At 62.0% G+C, this 20,563-nt stretch carries 22 protein-coding genes; 7 read left to right on the top strand and 15 right to left on the bottom strand.

All coding sequences use genetic code 11. From position 1 onward, the window contains the following. Positions 1 to 35 precede the first annotated feature (35 nt). On the top strand, positions 36 to 986 hold the full coding sequence (locus tag EJ079_RS00905) for a sugar ABC transporter permease (RefSeq protein ID WP_245481787.1): 951 nt from the start codon (positions 36 to 38) through the stop codon (positions 984 to 986). 59 nt (positions 987 to 1,045) lie between these two features. Continuing rightward, positions 1,046 to 1,579, top strand: coding sequence for a hypothetical protein (locus EJ079_RS00900; protein ID WP_127807815.1), 534 nt, complete (start codon positions 1,046 to 1,048; stop codon positions 1,577 to 1,579). Between the two features lie 14 nt (positions 1,580 to 1,593). On the opposite strand, the gene EJ079_RS00895 is transcribed toward EJ079_RS00900, so the two are convergent. The 10 genes from EJ079_RS00895 to EJ079_RS00850 form a co-directional block, all read right to left on the bottom strand. Further along, the gene (locus EJ079_RS00895) at positions 1,594 to 2,187 is read right to left on the bottom strand and encodes a hypothetical protein (protein WP_127807814.1); all 594 of its coding nucleotides are present in this window, start codon (positions 2,185 to 2,187) and stop codon (positions 1,594 to 1,596) included. Further along, positions 2,184 to 2,774, bottom strand: coding sequence for a L,D-transpeptidase (locus EJ079_RS00890; RefSeq protein ID WP_127807813.1), 591 nt, complete (start codon positions 2,772 to 2,774; stop codon positions 2,184 to 2,186). The genes EJ079_RS00895 and EJ079_RS00890 overlap by 4 nt, the downstream gene beginning before the upstream one ends. Continuing rightward, positions 2,758 to 3,921: an AAA family ATPase gene (locus EJ079_RS00885; RefSeq protein ID WP_127807812.1), complete on the bottom strand. Its 1,164-nt coding sequence runs from the start codon at positions 3,919 to 3,921 to the stop codon at positions 2,758 to 2,760. Before EJ079_RS00885 ends, EJ079_RS00890 begins: the two co-directional genes overlap by 17 nt. Beyond that, positions 3,918 to 4,553, bottom strand: coding sequence for a TadE/TadG family type IV pilus assembly protein (locus EJ079_RS00880; RefSeq protein WP_127807811.1), 636 nt, complete (start codon positions 4,551 to 4,553; stop codon positions 3,918 to 3,920). Before EJ079_RS00880 ends, EJ079_RS00885 begins: the two co-directional genes overlap by 4 nt. Positions 4,554 to 4,555: 2 nt before the next feature. Beyond that, complete coding sequence (locus tag EJ079_RS00875) at positions 4,556 to 5,080, bottom strand: TadE/TadG family type IV pilus assembly protein (RefSeq protein WP_127807810.1); 525 nt, start codon at positions 5,078 to 5,080, stop codon at positions 4,556 to 4,558. A gap of 2 nt (positions 5,081 to 5,082) precedes the next feature. Continuing rightward, complete coding sequence (locus tag EJ079_RS00870; RefSeq protein ID WP_127807809.1) at positions 5,083 to 6,612, bottom strand: pilus assembly protein TadG-related protein; 1,530 nt, start codon at positions 6,610 to 6,612, stop codon at positions 5,083 to 5,085. A gap of 71 nt (positions 6,613 to 6,683) precedes the next feature. Next, positions 6,684 to 6,953, bottom strand: coding sequence for a hypothetical protein (locus EJ079_RS00865; protein WP_245481786.1), 270 nt, complete (start codon positions 6,951 to 6,953; stop codon positions 6,684 to 6,686). Between the two features lie 4 nt (positions 6,954 to 6,957). After that, positions 6,958 to 8,403 carry a type II and III secretion system protein family protein gene (locus EJ079_RS00860; protein ID WP_127807807.1) on the bottom strand — a complete coding sequence of 482 codons (1,446 nt, stop codon included), beginning with the start codon at positions 8,401 to 8,403 and terminating at the stop codon, positions 6,958 to 6,960. Positions 8,404 to 8,456: 53 nt separating this feature from the next. Then, positions 8,457 to 9,485 (bottom strand): Flp pilus assembly protein CpaB, encoded by a 1,029-nt coding sequence (gene cpaB / locus EJ079_RS00855; protein ID WP_127807806.1) that lies wholly within the window; start codon positions 9,483 to 9,485, stop codon positions 8,457 to 8,459. Positions 9,486 to 9,576: 91 nt separating this feature from the next. Continuing rightward, positions 9,577 to 9,795 (bottom strand): Flp family type IVb pilin, encoded by a 219-nt coding sequence (locus tag EJ079_RS00850; protein ID WP_127807805.1) that lies wholly within the window; start codon positions 9,793 to 9,795, stop codon positions 9,577 to 9,579. A gap of 530 nt (positions 9,796 to 10,325) precedes the next feature. Here EJ079_RS00850 and EJ079_RS00845 point away from each other — a divergent pair. The 5 genes from EJ079_RS00845 to EJ079_RS00825 are packed head-to-tail and all read left to right on the top strand — an operon-like array spanning position 10,326 to position 14,787. Continuing rightward, positions 10,326 to 11,714, top strand: coding sequence for a CpaF family protein (locus EJ079_RS00845; protein WP_127807804.1), 1,389 nt, complete (start codon positions 10,326 to 10,328; stop codon positions 11,712 to 11,714). Then, complete coding sequence (locus tag EJ079_RS00840) at positions 11,714 to 12,682, top strand: type II secretion system F family protein (RefSeq protein WP_127807803.1); 969 nt, start codon at positions 11,714 to 11,716, stop codon at positions 12,680 to 12,682. The genes EJ079_RS00845 and EJ079_RS00840 overlap by 1 nt, the downstream gene beginning before the upstream one ends. Before the next feature lie 19 nt (positions 12,683 to 12,701). Next, positions 12,702 to 13,652, top strand: coding sequence for a type II secretion system F family protein (locus tag EJ079_RS00835; protein WP_127807802.1), 951 nt, complete (start codon positions 12,702 to 12,704; stop codon positions 13,650 to 13,652). Positions 13,653 to 13,706: 54 nt separating this feature from the next. Next, positions 13,707 to 14,246: a tetratricopeptide repeat protein gene (locus EJ079_RS00830; RefSeq protein WP_127807801.1), complete on the top strand. Its 540-nt coding sequence runs from the start codon at positions 13,707 to 13,709 to the stop codon at positions 14,244 to 14,246. Between the two features lies 1 nt (position 14,247). Then, positions 14,248 to 14,787 carry a prepilin peptidase gene (locus tag EJ079_RS00825; RefSeq protein WP_127807800.1) on the top strand — a complete coding sequence of 180 codons (540 nt, stop codon included), beginning with the start codon at positions 14,248 to 14,250 and terminating at the stop codon, positions 14,785 to 14,787. 187 nt (positions 14,788 to 14,974) lie between these two features. Here EJ079_RS00825 and EJ079_RS00820 read toward each other — a convergent pair whose 3' ends face one another. From EJ079_RS00820 to EJ079_RS00800, 5 genes are read right to left on the bottom strand one after another with little or no spacing between them, the layout of a single operon-like run. After that, a complete protein-coding gene (locus EJ079_RS00820; protein ID WP_164873699.1) occupies positions 14,975 to 15,922 on the bottom strand; it encodes a nucleoside hydrolase in 948 nt (315 codons plus the stop codon). Further along, a complete protein-coding gene (locus EJ079_RS00815; protein ID WP_127292944.1) occupies positions 15,919 to 16,932 on the bottom strand; it encodes a nucleoside hydrolase in 1,014 nt (337 codons plus the stop codon). The genes EJ079_RS00820 and EJ079_RS00815 overlap by 4 nt, the downstream gene beginning before the upstream one ends. 11 nt (positions 16,933 to 16,943) lie before the next feature. Continuing rightward, entirely contained in the window at positions 16,944 to 17,930 is a 987-nt protein-coding gene (locus EJ079_RS00810; RefSeq protein WP_127271624.1) for an ABC transporter permease, read from the bottom strand. Continuing rightward, a complete protein-coding gene (locus tag EJ079_RS00805) occupies positions 17,918 to 18,958 on the bottom strand; it encodes an ABC transporter permease (RefSeq protein WP_127807799.1) in 1,041 nt (346 codons plus the stop codon). The genes EJ079_RS00810 and EJ079_RS00805 overlap by 13 nt, the downstream gene beginning before the upstream one ends. Beyond that, positions 18,955 to 20,529: an ABC transporter ATP-binding protein gene (locus EJ079_RS00800; RefSeq protein ID WP_164873698.1), complete on the bottom strand. Its 1,575-nt coding sequence runs from the start codon at positions 20,527 to 20,529 to the stop codon at positions 18,955 to 18,957. The genes EJ079_RS00805 and EJ079_RS00800 overlap by 4 nt, the downstream gene beginning before the upstream one ends. Between the last annotated feature and the right edge of the window lie 34 nt (positions 20,530 to 20,563).

Raw genomic sequence — 20,563 nt, 5'->3', positions numbered from 1 at the left:
TGCCAGCCGCGCCGGATCTTGTCAGACCCCGGATCTTGACGAGATCAGCAACCGACCAAGGCTCGGCCACGATGCACAATGCGATCAAAAAAGGATTGGCTGCCCGTGGCCGCGAGTGGCGGACCGGCTGGGCCTTTGCCTTGCCCGGCCTGCTGCTGCTGGCGATCGTGATGGGCTTTCCGCTGGCCTATGCCTGCATCCTGTCGATCTCCTCGATGACCTTGATCAAGCCGCAGCTTCTGCCGCTTGTCGGGTTCAAGAATTTCGCCTCGATGATCGGCGATGATCTGTTCTGGAACGCGCTCTGGCTCACCGTGCGCTATTCGGCGGTGACGGTGGTCGGCGAATTCGTGATCGGGCTCGGCATCGCCCTGATGCTCAACCGGACGGTCCGGATGAAGCCGGTCTATTTCGCGGTTCTGACCATTCCCATGGCGATGTCGCCGATCAGTGTCGCCCTGATCTGGCGCATGCTGCTCCAGCCCAATCTCGGCATCGCCAATCATCTGATGGAAACGTTCGGCCTGCCGCGCCTCGACTGGCTAGGCACGCCAGGCATGGCGCTCTGGACGATGGCGGCGATCGACATCTGGCAGCAAATGTCCTTCGTCGTGCTGATCCTCGCCGCGGGGCTCGCAGCTTTGCCGCGAGATCCCTATGAGGCGGCTGAAGTGGACGGCGCACGCGGCTGGCAGCAATTCTTCTACATCACCCTGCCGATGCTGCGGCCGGTCGCGGCGATCACCATCATCATCCAGCTGATCAACGAGTTCCGGACCTACGATCTGCCCTATGTCCTGACCAAGGGCGGGCCTGGCAACGCGACAGAAGTGCTGAGCTTCTTTGCCTATCGCCGTGCCTTTCTCGGCCTTTCGCTCAACGAAGGCGCGGCCGCCGCCTTCGTGCTGCTGCTGATCGTCCTTCTGCTCACCGTGATCTTCTTTGCCGTCCTCGAACGCTCGCAATCGGGAGAGGGCCGGAAGTAGGCTGTTAAGCCTTGAGCAATCTATACGGCCTATCCTGGCTTGCAGATTGTCGAGGGAACATGAAACGCAAGCCGCTTCTGCTTTTCGCCTTTCCGTTTCTCATTCTGGCGGTCCTGGCAGGGGAGCGCATGGCGACCTTGTTGCTGGGCACCTATCCAGCCAGCCCCACCGCATGGTGGCTATGGCTTGAACTGCGCCCACTGTCGACGGTGCTTTGGCAGCAGGTCGATGTCTGGCTGGGCGGCTCCATGGCTATCGACGCCGTCATTCTTGCCGCCGCAGCGATCGTCTGCTGGGTGGCGTGCCACGCCAAAAGATCGGCATCCTCGTTCCTCGCCAACCATGTCGCCCTGATTTTCGCTGGCCTGATGATCGCCGTCGGCAGCCATTCGGAAACGGCCAGCACGATTGCCGAATTCACCTCGCCCAAGGGTCTTCCGTATTCGCTGGCCGTCGATTTCACCTTGAAGAACAGCCTGGTGCTGCTTTTGGGCATCGTGGCCTGTGCCTACTGCCACATCGCCTTCCTCACTGAGGCGCGGGAGCGCTCCGTCCGGGCCATCCGCATCCTGGCGCTGCAGCGCGATCTCTAGAGCATATATCGCGTCTAGTTGATCCGGCGGTAATAGACCTTGCCGTCGGGCTGCTGGATGCGCTGGTAGTTGGAGCTTGGGGCAGGGGGCGACGCCGACGCGATTCTCTTCCTGGGTGCGGGCGCTTCGATGACGCCTGGCTCGCTCGCGCTCTCGCCGTCGAGCGCTTCGGGCGCTTGCGCCAGCGTGCTGGTGGCGAATTCGGACGGTTCTTCCGCACCCGGCATGCCCTCGCCGCCGGCGACCGGCATACTCTGCCCCAGCCGGGCAATGCCGGCATCGATCTCGTTGAAGCTGCCTTGCAGCTGGCTGTCCAGTTTCTCGAACCGGCTCTGAAAACCGTTGTTGACCGTGTCGAGCCGGGCCGCGATCCGCTGCTCGAACGCGCCGAGCTGCTCCAGCCGCGCCTCGACGAAGCGCAGGTCGCTCATGCCCCGATAGAGATAGACCGCGGCCGCCATGTTGATGCCGGTGATCAGAAGCGCGCCACCGGCGACGATGACGCCGATCGTCTTTGCCTTGCTGAATTTCTCGGTGGCAACCGGTTCGCGCTGTTCCTGGTTTCCGATATCGATCGCCGGCATGTCCGGTTCGCTGATCATCGTCATTGGACCACCACCTTTGCGCCGACCGCGACGCGTTTGAAGAGATCGATCACATCCGTGTTGGTGAGACGAAAACAGCCCGATGTCCCGTCGAAGCCGACACCCGACGGGTCGTTGGTGCCGTGTATGCGGTAGAGCGTGTCGCGCCCGTCCCGCGACAGGTAGAGCGCCCTTGCGCCGAGCGGGTTGTAGGGGCCGGCGGGCACCATTTTCGGCAGCTCCGGCTGGCGGGCCCGCATTTCCTGCGGCGGGCGCCACTCCGGCCATTCGGTCTTCGCCCCGACCTTGACGGTGCCGGTCCAGCCGAACCCGTCGCGCCCCACGCTGATCTGGTAGCGCAGCGCCTGGCCCTGGCGGGTCACCAGGTAAAGCGCCTTCTCGTCCTTGCGGATGACGATCGTGCCCGGCTGCTCGGCGGTCGCGAAGGCAACGGCTTTGCGCAGGCTGGGCCCCATCGCCGGCAGCGGCGGCCGCTCCGAAAGCGCCGATCGCGCCTCGGCGAAATCGTGGACGGACAGCGCCAGCGCCATGCCGAGCGCGCAGGCGCCGGCGAGCTTCGGGGCGATCCGATATCTATCGGGCAGCGTCATCGAGCCGCTCTTTGAACATCCGCTTCAGATCCTTGTTGAAGCGCGCCCGCCCATCCACCTCGGAAGGCGGGATGGCCCTGTTCAGCGCATCGGTCAGAAGCGCGTTGTCGAGCGCCACCGACTTGATGTGCGGCGCCTTGAAGATCTTTTCGAGCTCGCTGCGCGAAAAATGGTTCCCGAACCATTTGCGCTTGTGCTTGTTGGCGACCAGCGTGATGCTGACCGCATTGCCGCGCAGCTCGCGGATCTTCTTGTAGAGCCGCTTGCCCTGCCGCAGCGACGCGACATTGAGTTCGAACACGATGAAGATCTCGTCGCTCGTCGACAGCACGGAATCGTGCCAGGGCGTTTCCAGATTGGGCAGGTCGATGACGATGTCGTCGAAGCGGTAGGCGACGAGGTCGAGCAGCCGGAAGACGAAATCGCTGCCATGCGGCTCGAACGGCAGTTGCGGCCGCTCGAACGCGTAGAGGGTGAGGCCGGACGGGCGCGAAAGCTTGATGACATCCATCAATTCGACATCGAGCCGTTCCGGCTGGCCGATGATGCCGGCAAGGTCGAACTGGTTGAACAAATTGAGATAGGCGCCGCAATTGGCGCTCTGGAAATCGAGGTCGACGAGGCAGGTGGACGCTGCGCGCTCGGCCGATTTCGACGCCAGGAATTCGGCCGCCGACAACGCCAGCGTCGTCGCGCCGGCGCCGCCGCTGGCGCTGATGAAGGTGATGATCCGGCTCTTCGTTCCCTGGTTGCCGGTGTCGTGGAAGGTCACCGCATTGAGCAGCTCCTTGCCGTCGAGCGGCTTGTGCAGCCAGTCCGAGGCGTTCATGCGCACCAGCACACGCGTCTGCTCCGAGCTCAGCTCGTCGGAAACCGCGATCAGCGGCACGCTGGCCCACAGCGCGCGCGCCTCGACGATGCCGGGCCTGCCGAGCAACTCGCCATTGCCGAGATCGAGGATGACGATGCCTGGCCGCGTATCCGCCGGCGGCCCCTTGAGAAAGTCGCTCGTCTCGGAAACCCTGACGTCATAGATCGCCAGCGCATCGAGCCGCGTCGCCACATCGCGCTTGAAATTCGGATCCGACGAAAACAGCGCCACCTGCTTGCGCTTGGTCGGCGTAACCTTGGTGTCGATGGCATTCATGACGCGGTACTCTTCAGATCTTCGCCCGTGACCGTGCTCAGCATGGAGGGCATTGTGAGATTGTCGAACCCAAGCAGTCCGCCCAGAAAGAAGAACTCGAAGTCGATAGTCTTCAGGCTAACGGTGATTGTCGGCACCGGCCCCCCCAACCGGGTCTGATAGCCAAGGCCTGTGGCGCTGTAGGTGACCACTATGTTGTCGCGGTGCAGGCGCGGAAAGAAATGGCACATGCCGGGCCGCTGATTTGCCGCCAAAGCAGGACAGGCGTCGTCGTTGGTAACCGCTGTGTCGCCGCGAAAGATCCGGCTGAAATTGGCGGCGTTGAAGGCGCCGCCGTTGGTGCAACCTCCGGTCCCAGAGGTATATGTACAGACGAATGGGCCATAGGCGGCCGCCACCACCGGAGCGCCCGGTGTCGTCGTCGGCCCGGCTGTCGCAAGCGCGGTTGCAACCGGATCGGAGATCGACGCCAGACGGGCGCCGAGCTGAACGGCTTTTGTCGCCGCGTTCCATTGATACAGCGCATAACCGAAATCGACGAAGCCGAGCACAAGCGTAAACAGCAGAGTCGTTACGATCGCCATCTCCACCATCGCCGCGCCGTCCTCGGATTTTGCGAAGCTCCTCATCATGATCAGAACCGGATTAGCCGCTCCTCGTGAAGGCCGCCGAGGATAATCGGGCCGACGTCGATGATCGAGAGCATCCCGATCCCGGTGTATGGGTAGGTGCCGACCGCGCGGACGACGCAGACTTGTGTCGTCGTGGAGCGATACTTGGTCACGCCGGCCACCACGGCCTCTTGGCATTTGTTGTTCAAGGTCACCGTGACATCCGATTTCTTCCAGCCGATGAGACGCGCGGGTGGCGTTCCAGTCGCGTTGCCGAATACCGCGATGTTTGTTGCAACGCCCGCACAGTCGATTGCCGCCAGCCCGGCATCGGTATACAACTTGCTGTTGCAGCGTGCGGCGAAACGGGCACCATCCGTAAGCCCGGCCTCCATTAGCAGCTTTTCGTGGATAAGATTTCCGAACTCGAACACGCCTGCCGACAACATGAGCATCAGCGGCGCGATCAGCGCCATTTCGACGAGCGCTGTGCCGCGCCCATCGCGTTGAAATCTATTGAGATGATGGCCTAGCGTTGCGATCATCATCCTCACCGGTAAAGCTGGGCTTCGTCGCGGAGGAAATTATCAAGCGTATTCTGACCATCGTGACCGGTGATGTCGACCAGTTCAACCATCACGGAAGCATCATCCGACGCTGACATGACCGGTTCCGTAAGGAAGAAGCTGCCGAAGGCTTCGACCGGCAGATCGGTACTATGCCCGGACAAATCCTTGCCTGCAGCTTCGAGTGCATTGCAGTTCAGGATTGCACCATAGAGCAGACGCCGGTCCACCGACGTGACAGGTGGTTGGCAACCAGCCGACGGTGTTCCGAGCTCTCCACCTGTCGACGCGGTGCCCACTAACCCGGCTGATATCTCGTAACGGTAAACCTCATAGCGCGTCGGTTTGGTCGTATCCCATGAAGATGGATAGGCAGCTGAACCGAAGTTGGTGCTCCAATAGCCGGCGAAATCCCAATTTCCGTCGCCCATACGGCCCCCCTGATAGGGAGTTGTCGCATCGCGCGGAAGGCCCTTTGTTCCAGCCTCCGTGAACGAAAGCTGGTTCATGGCAGGGCATTGGTTTACGCTGCCTTTGACCTGTTTTGCCCCTTTTCGGACATTCGCGGAAGGACCGTATTCGGGGCTATTGAAGGTGCCTCCGGCTCCAATCCCAAAACGGACGTTGAAGGCGTCTTGCACAGGGCCAGCGTTCTGACCCGTCTTGGTCGAGACGCTCGCAGAACTGTAACAGCCAATTGGCTTCGATGTGGCGATGGTTTGCGCAAGAGCTTGGGCGCCGTTTCCCACACCTGACGGGGGCTCTAAAAAGCCGAAGTTACCTGGCCCGGCGGCGGCCCCGCTACCGACTTTCCTCAGTTCGATCAACCGACGATGCACGACCGGGTCAGAAACGGCCTGCGCCAATGTAAATCCGCCCGCCGAATTGGTCCCGTTCACCATCTCATAAGGGTTGCACATAAAGACAGGCGTGAAATCGCAGACCCCAGAGGTGAAGCCCGCGACGGCGACTGCCCCCACGTTGAAGCTGTTGCTGGCGCCGGACGACAAAAAGGAAGCCGGGAAGATTGCATCAAAGCCAGTCGGCGTGACAGTCACCTGGATGAACCGCGTTTGCCCTTCCCCCACGGCGGGATCGGCGTCCGCGAGATAAGTCGCCTGGTTGGCGACTGTTATCTGAGTGCCGTCCGCGGCAGGGATAGCTTTCAGAAAGCACCAGGAGATACTTTCGGCACTATTGCATCGCTGTGTGCCTCCCGGTTGGCCGGCCAATAGGATTCTTGGGCCTGCTGTAGAGAACTGGCTCTCATTGCGAACAAGCACGTCCATGGCGCGTTCGGCCCGCCCCCAGGCTCCGCTGCTTCCGTCCAGTTCTGCTGCCGCTGCAAGTGCAAAGCTGTCGGCGCCCTTCTGCAAATCATTGTGCAAATTGTTGACCCGGCTCATGTCGATCGCCAGCAGCGAAAAGCCGATGATCGCCGGCAGCGTGATGCTGACGAGGATGAGCGCTATTCCTCTCTGATCGTTCCAGAAGGCACGAATGGTCCCCAACATGACCCTACTCTCTGCTTTCCTGCGCCTGGACCCCTCGTATGCCCGGCGCCCTCCGCATCCTTCCATTCAGTTCACTGCGTTTTTGCACCGCCGACATTGACCGTGATCGCCGGCGGCGGCGGTGGTGGTGGTGGATATTTGTAGGCTTGGGCAACAGCTGCAGCGCGCGAGCCGTCGCCTTCGATATGTGTGTTCCGGGACGCCGGATTGAGCGGATCGACCGTCTGCAGCATCGAATTGAATTTCTGCGTGTCGCCGGCAGCCAGGGTCACCGAATCGTAGTGGTTCAGATAGTCCGCGGCGCAGCCCGACAGCGCGCCGGCGCACACAATGAGGATCAAGGCGCTATTTCTTGACATAGAGCATCTTGTCCTTCGATTTGAAGTCGAGCATGTGGCCATAGGGGCCGGTGACGCCTTCGCCCAGTTCATATTTGCGGACCATGTCCTTGGTCACTTCAAGCTGGCCGAGCACGAAGAATTCCGGATCGTTGGCGGGCCGTGTCTTGTCGAACGGTGTCGCCAGCTGCTCGCCGGGCTTCACCGGTCGCACGATATGCGGCGTGACGATCACCACCAGCTCGGTTTCTTCCTTCTGGTTGCTCGAACTGCGAAACAGCGTGCCGATGACAGGCACCTGGCCGAGCCACGGCACCTGGTCCTGGAGCTTGGTCGTCTTGCTCGAAAGAAGCCCGCCGACGGCGAAGCTCTGGCCGTCGCGCAGTTCGACGACGGTTTCCAGCTTGCGGTTGGTGAAGATCGGGTCGCCGGCGGTGGTGAAGCCGGTCAGGTCGCTGACTTCCGGCGCCAGCCTCATATGGATCTTGCCGTCGTCGAGTACGACTGGCGTGAACAGCAGATTGACGCCGAATTGCTTGTACACGATGCTTATCTCGCCGTCTTTGTCGAGGGTGCGGATAGGCACTTCGCCGCCGGCGTTGAAGCTGGCCTGCTCGCCGGAAAGCGTGGTGAGGTTGGGGTTCGCGAGCATACGCACCGCGCCTTTGGACTCGAGCGCCTCGATGATCAGATCGACCTTGATGTTGCTGTCGATGACGCGCGTGATCAGCGCTCCGAAGGGCGCGGAGTTGGACAGGAGGCCGCTGAGCAGGCCACCCGGCCCGAGCACCAGTCCGTCCTCGTCGACGGCAGCAACACCGGTACCGGTACGGGTCGTGCCACTGCCGTTCGTGCTCTTGATCGACACGCCGAGGTCGCGGCCGGTGTTGCGCTTGGCTTCCAGCACGCGCACTTCCAGATTGACCTGCTGGCTGTCGTCGACGATGACGGAGTTGATGACGGCGTCGGGGCCATATTGCTGCGCAACCGCCATGATAGCCGCCAGTGTGGCGCCGTCCTTGACATGACCGCCAAGCCTCACCCTGCCATTGACCGAGCCGACTTCGATGCGCGACTTGGGCGCCACCTGGCGGATCGCCTGCGCCATGTCGCTGACATCGACGCCGACCTCGATCTGAAGTGCGCCGAGCGAGCGCTTGTCCGTCGAAAAGAGGTTGACGGTGGTGGTGCCGGCGCCCTTGCCAATGACATAAAGCGTGCGGTCGGTCATTGGCTGCGCGTCGGCTATCTTCTCGTCGCCGACGACGATGTCACCCAGATTGGCACTGACCTGGATCGTTACCGATTGCGACATCGGCAGGAAAATACGATGGACGGCAGGGGTCGACACGTCGATGAAGCGGTCGGCCGCACCGGCCGCCAGGCTCGACAGCAACAGCGCCGCCATGCACGACAACGCGGCCGTCGCTATCTCTAACCAAGATCCCCGCATCCCCGTCCCCCACTTGCTGCCGGCGGCAGTTCGTTCCGTTTCGCCGCACTCTGTTATTGTTGTCGCGGCACGTCGTATGTTTCAAGCTTCACGCCCCGAAAAACGCCCACAGTAGCACGCGCCGGTGGTTCGGGTGTGACATATTTGACCACTTCCTTAACGACTTCCGGCGCCGCGACGGCCGGAGCCGGCTTGACCTTGCTCAACTGGTCGAGCTGACTTCCCACCCGGTCCACGGCCTGTGCCAATCCCGCGAGCTTGTCTTCGGCTCGCTTGCGCTCGGCCGCGGCCTCAGCTTCCGCTGCAGCCTTCTTGTCGAGTTCGGCCTGCCTTGCGGCGACATCTGCCGGCGTTTCGCCTGTCAGGTCGGAAAGCGTCACCCGCTCGGTCGTCTCGCCCTTGCTGGCTGCGGCCTGGCGCAGCGCCAGTGACAATTGGCCGGCGCCGGCCGCCAGCGTCAGCTTCTGCGCGTCCCTGGTGCTGGCCTCCAGCGTCACGGACTTCACCACCGTCGGGCTGTCCTTGCTTTCGTCGGCCACCTGGTCGACGGCGAGCACCTTCATGCTCTGCAGCAGCACGTCGACAAAACTCCTGTCTTGTCCATCATCACCCCGCACCGTGCGTGTCAGCAGCACATCGACACGGTCGCCGGGGAAGACGAAGCCGGCGACACCGAGCACATCGTTGACGCGAATGGACACGGCCTTCATGCCTTCGCCGAGCACCGCCGAAAGCGTGGCGCGCTGGCCGGGGCCGGTAATCTTGGTAGCAAGAATCGGCTCATTGACACCTATCGCTTGCAGTGCCTGCTTGGCGCCGTCGCCAGCTAACAGGTCTTTCGTTGTCTTGAACGCCCCGGCCGGAACCGCACCCGCAGGCCAAGCGACTTCGCGTAATTTATCCGCGCTCAGCGCATCGCCGAACTTCAGCGGCATTGCCGCAACGACGACTGTGCTGCTCTGGATGGCGCCCGATTGGGCCATGGCGCTTCGCTGGCCAGCCAGCCAGATATTGACCAGAACCACGGCCAGGACCCCGAACACGCCGGCGAGCACGATCATGATAAGTGTGTTGGCGCGCATAGCCCAAACCCCAAAAAGGCAGCAGAACGACCGAAGTGACCTGAGTGATCTCAGGCCCGGATCTGATCCGGGCCTGAGATCCGCTAGCTAATCAGGTGCCTACCCCAGTCGCGGCAACGCAGCTGCCGACGCTGCTGGCTTCCAGCGCGGTGCAGAGGCCTGCGAACCTGCCGTTCACCCATCCGCCGATGGCGAGGACAGTCATGATCGAGGCGACGGCAATGATGCCGATAAGGATGGAATATTCGACCATGGCAGCGCCGTTCTCATCGTCGCGGAACTGCCGGGTCATCGTCATGAGCTTGTTCATGTCAATTTCTCCCTTTGGAGGTTGGAACCCGACGAGACAGAGCAAAGGATGAAATCCATACCCAAGCATCCCCCGTCATCTCGATCCTAGGTCCCGAGAAAACGCAGAGTCAAACGAGATTAAGGGTTCCTTAACTTTCATGTACATGATTCGGAAAGAATATTACAGTTCCAGATGTAATCAACAGCTTGATTCCTTTCATTTTTCAAGCGCCTTAACCATTCGTTCACAATTTGGCCGCGGATGTGGCAGGATGGAGGAAGCATTAGTAATAATGCATATTCCTTTATATCTAAGGGTTTATCGGTGTCTTCCGGGCGGTTTTGGCCCCAAAACCGGAAGAGGCTGGAAAGCGATGCCGACGCTCTGACCACGAACCGGCAGCTGCACCAAATAAGGCCGTTATTACAGGCTTCTGATCTTAACTATGTAGAAAGTATTGAGGGTACGACAGCCACCTGGGCGCTTGTGCCTCCCGTGGTTAACAGTTAGTTTCCGCTAATGAGGGACTAGGGGGAGTATAAGCGACTATGTTGGGGCGGTTCATCAAGGGGCCTGGCGAACAGCAGGTAACGGCAAAGACCGATCAGCTGGCGGTGCAGCCTGTTGCTCCGGCTCTTTCGCCAGCCGCTGATATTGAATCGCATGGCGACGATTTCTTGACGCTCAAGGTCGAGCTGCATCGCCATTTGATCGATCGGTTCAATCTGACCGCGCTTGAAAATGCTTCCAAGGATGAGATTCTGAATGAGATCCGCCCCATCGTGCGGGAGTTCGTGCGCGGTCGCACCGTTCCCCTTAACGCGCGCGAACTCGACCAACTGACCAGCGACACCGCAGACGAGATGCTGGGTCTCGGGCCGATCGAACCGCTGCTCAAGGACGATTCGATCACCGACATCATGATCAACACCCACAGGCGCGTCTTCATCGAGCGGCGCGGCATGATTGAAGAGACGGCAATCCGTTTCCGCGACGAGGCGCATCTGTTGCGGGTCATCAACAAGATCGTTTCGGCCATCGGCAGGCGTGTCGATGAATCTTCGCCGATGGTCGATGCGCGGCTGGAAGACGGTTCGCGCGTCAACATTGCGGTGCGGCCGGTCTCGGTCGACGGCCCTCTGGTGTCAATCCGCAAATTCTCCAAGAATCCCTATTCGCTCGAACGTTTGATGGCTTTCAATTCCATCCGGCCGCCGATGATCGAGCTGCTGCGGATCGCCGTGCAGGCGCGCAAATCGATCCTGGTTTCAGGCGGCACCGGCAGCGGCAAAACCACCTTGCTCAATGCATTGTCGAGTTACATTCCCTCGAAGGAGCGGCTGATCACCATCGAGGACGCGGCCGAACTGCAATTGCAGCAGCCGCATGTCGGCCGGCTGGAGACACGCCCGCCCAATGTCGAGGGCAGGGGGGAGGTGCGCCAGCGCGAATTGCTGAAGAACGCGCTGCGCATGCGGCCGGACCGCATCATCGTCGGCGAGGTGCGCGGCGAGGAAGCCTTCGACATGCTGCAGGCGATGAACACCGGCCACGAAGGCTCAATGACGACAATCCATGCCAACACGCCGCGCGATGCGATCTCGCGGCTGGAGCAGATGGTCGGCATGGCCGGCATGCCGATGACGCATGAGTCAATCCGCGCGCAGATCGCCTCCGCCATCGACATCATCGTCCAGACACAGCGTCTTTCGGACGGCGGCCGGCGTGTCACCTCCATATCGGAACTGACCGGCATGGAGGGCAATGTCGTCCAGCTCCAGGAAATCTATCATTTCGTCCGCCGTGAGGTGACAGCCGAGGGCAAGGTCATCGGAGATTTTCGCGCCACCGGCGTTCGTCCGCGCTTCGCTCCGGAGGCCGCGACGCTGGGCCATCATTTTGCCAAGGACGCCTTCAACCCGCAGGTTGCCCTCTGATGCCGACGGGTCAAGCTCTGCTCTACTTCATCTACATGCTGGCGGCAGCCTCGGTCATTCTCGCCGGCGAAGCCTTTTATCTTTCCTTTGCCGGCCGCCGCTCCCGGTCTCTAGCAGTCAATCGCCGATTGAAGCGGCTCGCTGGCGACGTCCCGGCCGAACAAACGTTACAGGGATTGCTGCGAGAGCGCGGGCTCACGGACTCCGGCGATTTTCTTTTCGGTATGGTCTGGCTGAACAGGCTCTATACCCAGTCCGGCATCACCGGGAATCCCCTGACCTTCGCCGCAACATTTCTGCTCGCAGGGCTGGCGATGGCGCTGCTGCTGGTATTCTTCAATTTTTCGGCCTTGGCGTCGCTTCTTATCTTTCTGGTCGTAGGGCTTGTCCTGCCGCTTCTCGTCCTCCGGCGCGCCCGCAACAAGCGAATTCGGAAATTTGCCAAACAGCTTCCGGATGCGCTCGACATGATCGTTCGTTCGCTGCGCGCCGGACATCCGGCTTCGATCGCGATCGGTCTGGTCGCGCGCGAAATGCCCGATCCGCTCGGCACCGAGTTCGGCATCGTCTCCGATGAGATCACCTTTGGTCTCAGCATCGAGCAGGCCGTGCGAAAGCTTTCGCAGCGGGTCGGCTTCGAGGGCCTTCAACTGCTATCGGTATCGCTGTCGATCCAGGCCAAGACGGGCGGCAATTTGACCGAAATTCTGGCCAATCTTTCCTCGGTTCTGCGTGAACGACAGAAACTACGAATGAAAATCAGGGCGCTTTCGGCCGAAGGTCGCGTCTCCGCGTGGATCATCTCCTTGTTTCCTGTTGTGATGTTCTTCGCACTTCAAATCCTTGCCCCGGCCTACTACGGAGCCGTCTGGAGCAACCCGCTCATCTTCCCGATATTCCTGATTTTTGGGTTGTGGGCGCTGCTTGGCGACTTCATCATGTACCGGATGGTTACGTTCGATTTTTGACCGGGAGCGACGAAAGAAATTGTTTTCGAACATTCAGGACCTGGGCTTCTTGGTATCCATTGCCGTCTTTGTGGCGGCGGTGTCCCTCTTCCTGTTCGGTGCGCTTATCTTTCTCCCGGCTCTGCAGACACGAAAGCTAGTCGCGCAGAGCCTGATGGGCGAAGGAATTACAGACCGCCGATCGATGCTCGGACAAGACCAGCTTGCCAAGCTTGCGGCGCAACGGCCGGTCGATGCCTACTTCAAGTCGATCGAGAAGGAGCGGGATGAGCCAAACGCCTTGGAAGCGAAGCTGTTTCGCGCCGGCTTTTATCAATCAAGCGCACCGCTGATTTATACGCTGTGCCGCCTTGCCGCGGTCTGCGTCGGTTTTCTGGCGATGTATGCACTCCTGTCACGGGTTCTGCCGCCGCACCTGCCAGGCTTCATCACCTTTGCTGGTTCTGCCGTGTTCGGCCTCGCCTGCATCGTGCTTCCCGCCATTCTGCTCGACCGTTTCGAGAGCAGCCAGAAACAGATCTATCGCCGGGCTTTCCCCGATTTCATGGACATGATGATCACCTGCGCCGATGCCGGCATGAGCCTGGAGGGGGCAGTCGAACGCGTCAGCCATGAAATGGCCGCCACCCACAAATGGCTGGGAATACAGCTGTCGATCATGAATCTGCAGTTGCGTGCTGGCAAGCCGTTGCGGGAAGCGCTGCGCGAACTCTCGGATCGCATCGGACTTGACGAGGCGCGGGCATTGGCTGTCCTGTTCCGTCAATCGGAAGAACTCGGCACCAGCCTCACCGATGCCTTGCGTGTTTATAGCGCCGAGATGCGTGGCCAGAGAATTCTGAGCGCGGAGGAACGCGCCAATTCTCTACCGGTAAAGATGATGATTCCGTTGGGGCTTTGTATCTTCCCTGTGGTTATGATGGTTATCATGCTACCGGTGATCATCCGCATGAGGGGCATTATCTTCTAATTGCGTGTATGATCTGATTCTAATATGAGGTCCGGGACCCTTGGGGGAATCTGTATGAAGAGGGCTATCGCGGCGGCGTTCTGCCTGTTGACGGTTTTGCTTGCCGGCTGCCAGACGGACGCCACTGACGGTGTCGTTCGCACCAACGAGCCGTCGAAGGGCGACGTGACGTCTTTTGGCGATGCTTTCGATGGGCTGAAGACGGTCAGCGACGTCGAATATTACGCCTCGGACCAGGCCGTTGCCGAAGCGAAGAACCAGTTCCGCGCCGAGAATTACGGCAATGCCGGCGCGCTGTTCTTCAAGGCGACGCAACTGGCGCCCAATGACGGCAACGCCTGGATGGGGCTGGCCGCCTGCACCGACCGGATCCACCGCTTCGACCTGTCCGACAAGGCCTATGCCAGGGCCTTCAAGCTGGTCGGCGCGACGCCCGAATATTACAACAATGTGGGCTATTCCTACCTGCTGCGCGGCAAGCTGCAGGATGCCCGCTCGAACTTCCTCAAGGCTTACGAACTGGCGCCCAACGACCCGACCGTCGCCAACAATCTGAAGCTTTTGTCGTCAAGCGTGCAGAACGTCGAGCGCTAGCATGCTGCTCGTCGAAGCGCTGCTGCTGAAAGTGCTCGCCATCCCTCTGCTGGCAAGGATTGGCTGGGTCGATTTCACCACCCAGAAGATTTCCAATCGCGACGTGCTGCTGCTGCTCTGCCTGGGTGCCGGGGGCCTGCTGCTGCTGTCGCTCCAGTCCGGCTCGTGGTGGGACATGGGGCTGAGCGCCGGTGCAGGGCTTCTGCTGTTCGTCGCGTTCTTGCCCTTCTGGGTCTTGCGCAAGATCGGCGCCGGCGACGTCAAGCTGCTGGCAGTCGTGCCATTCCTGATCAGCGGCGGCGCTCTCGCGGTGTTTTCGGTGCTGCTCCTGGTTTTCGCCTTGGCCACCGCGGCGATCGTGAAAAACCCCTTCCTGCTGCCCGCCGGTGCTTTTCGGCTCATCGTCCAGCATCTGGACCGCAAGGGCGTGGTGCCGTTCGGCGTGCCGATCTCGCTCGCCGCGATCTGTACGCTGGCGTTCCTGATCTACAGGAGTTTGACGGTCGCGAGCAGCTCTGGAATCCTCAACCAGCTCAACTGACCCTGTCATCTCACGCGGCTGAATTGTCGCGCGGGAGATTTGACGGAGCATCAAACGAAAAACCCGCCTGTGCGGCGGGTCACTGGCGCAAATCAGCACCATAGCCAAAAATGTACCATAGCTGAGTGCAGGGAGTCAAGAAAAAATTCCTATCGTGAAAAGCTGCCTTGCGCAGCTCGCGCTCCGTTCAGTCCCGCAGCAGGTCGAACATCAGCTTGAAGAAGCGGTCCGCGTCGACCTCATGGGCGATGCGGGCATTGTCCTTTTCACCGCGCTCGCCCCAGTAATCGGCGATGGTCGCGCCGAAGGCGTAGGTGCCGGACAGATCGACACCGATATGGGCAGGGCGCGTGCGCACCAATGTCGGGTCGATGGCCAGCGCCAGCGCCAGCGGATCGTGCATGGCGCCGCCGACGCCCATCGAGTTGCGGTGCAGCTTCTCGTAGAACAGCAGCCAGTCGTTGACGAGCCGTCCGAGCGGCGTGTCGATGGTGGCGAGTTCGGCATATTGCGGCGCCTCGATCAGCACCTGCATGGTGACGTCGAGGCCGACCATCAGGATCGGCACGCCGCTGTCCAAAACGATCTTCAGCGCTTCGGGGTCGCAGAACGCGTTGAACTCGGTCGGCGTGATGATCTCGCTCTTGCGATAGAACACGCCGCCCATCCAGATCAGCTCCTTGATCTTGGGCAGCACGTCGCGATGCTTGAGGATCATCAGGCCGATATTGCTGAGCGGGCCGGTGGCAACGACCAGGATCGGTTCGGGCGCGGCGCGCAGTCTGTCGGCCAGGAAATCGACGGCGTGCTGGTCAACCGGCTTGATCGTCGCCTGCGGCAGGTAGGGCGAGCCCTCGAGGCCGCTTGGGCCGTCGGCGGTGCCGAGCACCAGCGGGCGCGCCAACGGACGGTGACAGCCCCGCGCGACAGGCACGTCGCCGGCGCCGATATACTCCAGGATGCGCAAGGCATTGGCGGTCGTCTTCTCGACTTCCGCATTGCCGCAGGTCGTGGTGACGCCGATGAGTTCGATGGCCGGCGAGCGGTGCGCCATGACCAGCGCGATGGCGTCGTCGTGGCCGGGGTCGCAGTCGAACAGGATAGGAGTTGGCTTGGTCATCATGTCGTCTTTCACGCCGCCCGCTCGTAGCGCGCTATGGTTTTCTTGAAGCCGTCGAGGAAACGCCGGCCGTCCAGGCCGGTGCAGATGCGGGTGGTCTTGGGCCCGCCGCCGGGCAGCAATTGCCGGCCGCGATAGGCGACGGTCTGGCCGCGCGCCAGCCTGCCGTCGAGCACGACGTCGGCGAACAGCGGCTCGGTCATCGTCGCCAGGCCGGGATCGAAAGCCAGCGCCACGGTGATCACGTCGTCCATCGGGAACCCGACGAGGTCGAAGAATTCGCGCCAGATGTCGATGTAGATCGGGAAGCTGTCGGCGATCATCTCAAGGACGGGATTGTCCCTCGCGACGGCCTGCATGTCGGCGATGTCGTCGCGCGTCAGCATCGAATCGGCGACGCGGTTGTCCTCGCAGATGTCGAGCGGCACGAGGATCTTCTCGACATCGGCGTTGAGCACGATGCGCGAAGCCTCCGGATCGGCCCAGATGTTGTACTCCGACAGGGGTGTGATGTTGCCCGGCGTCTGGAAATTGCCGCCGAGCACGATCAGCCGCTTGAGTGCACCGGTCAATCCCGGCTCCTGCAACAGCGCCATCGCCGCGTTGGTCAGCGGGCCGGTCGTCACCAGCGTGATCTCGCCCGGATTGGCCATGACCGTGCCGATGATGAAATCGACCGCATGTCCCGACGTGGCCTGCCGCACCGGCGTCGGCGCCGGCGGGTTGAACTTCTTCAGGCGATCGCCGAAACGGGCAACGAGCCGCTTTTCGAAATGCACCGGCGCCTCCATGTCGGCCTTGGCGTTGCCGACGATCGGCCGCCACGCGCCGGCGTGAACCGGGATATCGTCACGCCCGGCGAGCGTCAGTGTGTTGAGGACGACGTTGGTGACCTGTTCGATCGGGCCGGCCGCACCGGTCACGGTGGTCACGCCCTCGAGCCGCAGCTTCGGATTGACCGCCGCAAACAGCACGGCGAGAATATCGTCGCCGGCCGAATCCACGTCGAGGATTATGCGTTCCATAGAGGCTTCCTTCACTGGGGATTTTTGCCGCCGGCTTCAGTGTTCTTGTCGACCGACAGCAGCTTGCGCATCGATTCCAGCGTCTCGGCGATGATCCTCGGACGCGCCCGGTAGGACAGCGCGAACAATGCGATCAGCGCGACGACATAAGGAACCGTGAGAACCAGGTAGGAGGGATAGCCGAACGTCTGCAGGCGCAGCGAAAAAGCATCGGCGAAGCCGAACAGCAGGCAGCCGGCCAGCACTTTCAGCGGATCGCCATTGGAGAAGATCAGGATTGCCACCGCCATGAAACCACGGCCCGACGACATGTTTTCCGTGAACATGGTGATGTAGCCGAGTGACAGGTGAGCGCCGGCGAGGCCCGCCAGCAGTCCGCACAGCAGGGACGCGATATAGCGGACGCGGGTGATCGAGATGCCAAGCGCCTCGGCGGCTTCCGGTTTTTCGCCGACGACGCGGATATAGAGGCCGAGCCGCGTCCTGGTATAGCAGACGACCAGCAGCGGCACCGCGATGAAGGCGACATAGACGAGCGGCGTGAAGCCGGAGATCAGCGGCGCCCACGAGCCGAGAAGGTCGCGGGCACCGGGCAGCTGGACTTTCGGCAGGCCGACGATGCCGTGACCGACGATCGAACCGCGCGTGCCGAAGATCGCTTTCATCAGCGAGATTGTCATGCCGCCGGCCAGGATGTTGAGCGCCAGCCCGACGACCACTTCATTGGCCTTGAAGCTCACCACCAGGACAGCAAAGACCAGGGCGAAGACGAGCGCCGCCGCGACGCCGCAGGCGACCCCCGCCAGCGCGGAACCGGTCCAGATCGACCCGAGGACGGCGAAGAAGGCGCCGACCAGCATCTGCCCTTCGAGGCCGATGTTGAAGATGCCGGCCTTGGTGGTGAACGAGCCGCCAAGCGCGACCAGAAGGATGGGCGCGGTGGTGCGAAGCGTCGCCGCGATCAGCGCGACGTTGATGAGCTTGTCTAGAATTTCCATCGCCGCTCCCCTGCCTGGCTGTCGCCACGCTTTCTCACCAGCACCTGGGCCGACACGCTGAGGATGATCAGCGCCTGGATCACGGTGATGATTTCGCGCGACGCGCTGGTGTCGACCTCGAGCAGCAGCGATCCGTTGCGCAGGGCGCCGAAGAACAGTGCGGTGAAGATGGTGGCGACAGGCGAGCCATTGGCAAGCAGGGCGGCGATCAACCCGTCGAAGCCGAAACCGGGGGCAAATCCTTCCATGAAGCGGTGATGGACGCCGAGCGTCTCGACGCCGCCGGCCAGCCCGCCGACGGCCCCCGAAAGCAGCAGGACCAGGAAACCCTGCCGTTTCACGCTGACGCCGCCATATTCGGCGAATTTCGGCGCCGAACCGACCATCGTGACGCCGTAACCCCATTTGGTGTAGCGGAAGACAAGGGCTGCGCCGACCGCCAGCACCAGGCCAATGACCAGACCCCAGTTCAACCGCGAAAAGGTGAAGATCTCCGGCAGGTAGGATGTCGCCAGGATCGGCGGTGTCTCCGACCAGCCACCCGGCCGCTTGAACAGGAAGATGGTGAAATAGGACGTGAGCAGCACCGCCACGTAGTTCGACAGGATCGTCGAGACGACTTCGTTGGTGTTGTAGCGGGCGCGGAAGTAGGCGGGGATGGCGACCCAGGCCGCGCCTGCCACCACCGCGAGCGCAAGTGCCGCCAGCGTGTGGATGCCTGCGGGCAGGGGCATGGCAAAGCCGACCCACGCGGCGGCGAAGCCGCCGAGGAACAGCTGGCCCTCGATGCCGACGTTGAACATGCCGCCGCGCAGGCCGATGCAGGCGGCGACACCGCAGATCAGGATCGGCGTCGTCTGCAGCAAGGTCCCGGCGATCTTCTCCTGATCGCCGAAGGCGCCGCGCAACAGCGTCATGAACACACGCACCGGGCTTTCGCCGACCATGAGGATGATGATCGCGCCCATCAGCAGCGCCACGCCGATGGCGATCACCTGGCCGGAAACGGCACGCAAATGGTCTGTCATGATGCGGTCTCCGCGGCGAATTCCGGCGTGGCCACGCCTGCCATCATCATGCCGATGCGCTCCTCGTCGGCCTCGTCGCCGGCGACCTCGCCCATGATCCGCCCGTTGAACATCACCAGGATGCGGTCGGCAAGGGCGGCCAGTTCGTCGAGCTGCACGGAAATCAGCAGGATTGCGCGGCCGGCGGCGCGCTGGCGCATGATCTCGTCATGAATGGCCTCCTGGGCGCCGATGTCGACGCCGCGCGTCGGCTGGTCGATCAGCAGGAAATCGGCGCCGTTGGTGAATTCGCGCGCCAGAACGACCTTCTGGATGTTTCCCCCCGAAAGCCGCTTGACCGCATCGCCCGGTCCGCGCGCGCGAATATCGAAGCTCTTGATCAGCGTTTCGGCGTTTTGATTTATGGCATTCCAGTTGAGCATGCCGGCGCGGCTCCATGGGGCGCGGTGCTGGCGGCCCATCAGGGTGTTGGCTGCTATCGAAGCGTTGCGATCGACCCCGCGCACCATGCGGTCGCCTGGAACATGGGCGAGGCCTGCCTGGCGGATCGCGGCGGGGGAGAGCGCGGTGAGATTCCGGCCCTTCAGCCACGCCCCGCCATGGCTTGCCGGTCGCAAGCCCGAAAGCACTTCCGCCAGCTCCGTCTGTCCATTGCCGGCCACACCCGCGATCCCCACCACCTCGCCGGAGCGGACGGTGAAACTGGCATCGCGAAGAGCCGGCAACAGGCGATCGTCGCGCGCCCACAGATCCTTGACTTCGAGCACCACGTCGCCGTGCAGCGAAGCGCGCGGCCGGCGGTCGAAGCTCACCTCGCGGCCGACCATCATGTGCACCAACTCGTCCTTGCTGAGCTCGGCCGTCGGTCGGGTCGCCACCTTCCTGCCGTTGCGCAGCACCGTCACCGTGTCGGACACTTCCATCACCTCTTCCAGGTGGTGCGAAATGAAGATCACCGTCATGCCCTCGGCCACGAAGCTGCGCAGTGTCTGGAACAATTCACGGCTTTCCTGCGGCGTCAGCACGGCGGTCGGTTCATCGAGGATGATGGTGCGCGCGCCGCGCACCAGGACCTTAAGGATTTCGATGCGTTGCTCTATGCCGACCGAGAGCAGCCCGACGCGCTCGGTCGGATCGACCTGCAGGCCGAAGCGCTTCGACAGGTCGCGCGTGCGCGCAATTTGTGCGGCGTGGTCGATCAGCCCATGGCGACGGATTTCCATACCGAGAAAGACGTTGTCGGCAACCGAGAGCGAGGGAACCAGCTTGAAATGCTGGTGAACCATGCCGAGGCCGGCCTTTATCGCCACGGACGGGTCGGCGATCACGATCTCTTCACCGTTCAGCCGGATCGAGCCTTCGTCCGGTTGCAAGAGGCCGAACAGGATGTTCATCAGCGTCGTCTTGCCGGCACCGTTCTCGCCGATGATGGCGTGGATCTCGCCGCGGCGGACCGCAAGGTCGATGCCGTCATTGGCGACGAATGCGCCAAAACGCTTGGTGATGCCAGTCAACTCGACGGCCATCGCGGCATTGCTGTGGAGGGTCGGCGACCCCGGCGTGTTCGACAACGTGGCTCTCGCAGATTGGACACTGATCCGCCGC

Source organism: Mesorhizobium sp. M7A.F.Ce.TU.012.03.2.1 (genome assembly GCF_004006095.1).
Classification (GTDB): domain Bacteria; phylum Pseudomonadota; class Alphaproteobacteria; order Rhizobiales; family Rhizobiaceae; genus Mesorhizobium.
The sequence above is the reverse complement of the archived record's forward strand: the minus strand, read 5'-3'. Positions and strand labels throughout refer to the sequence as shown.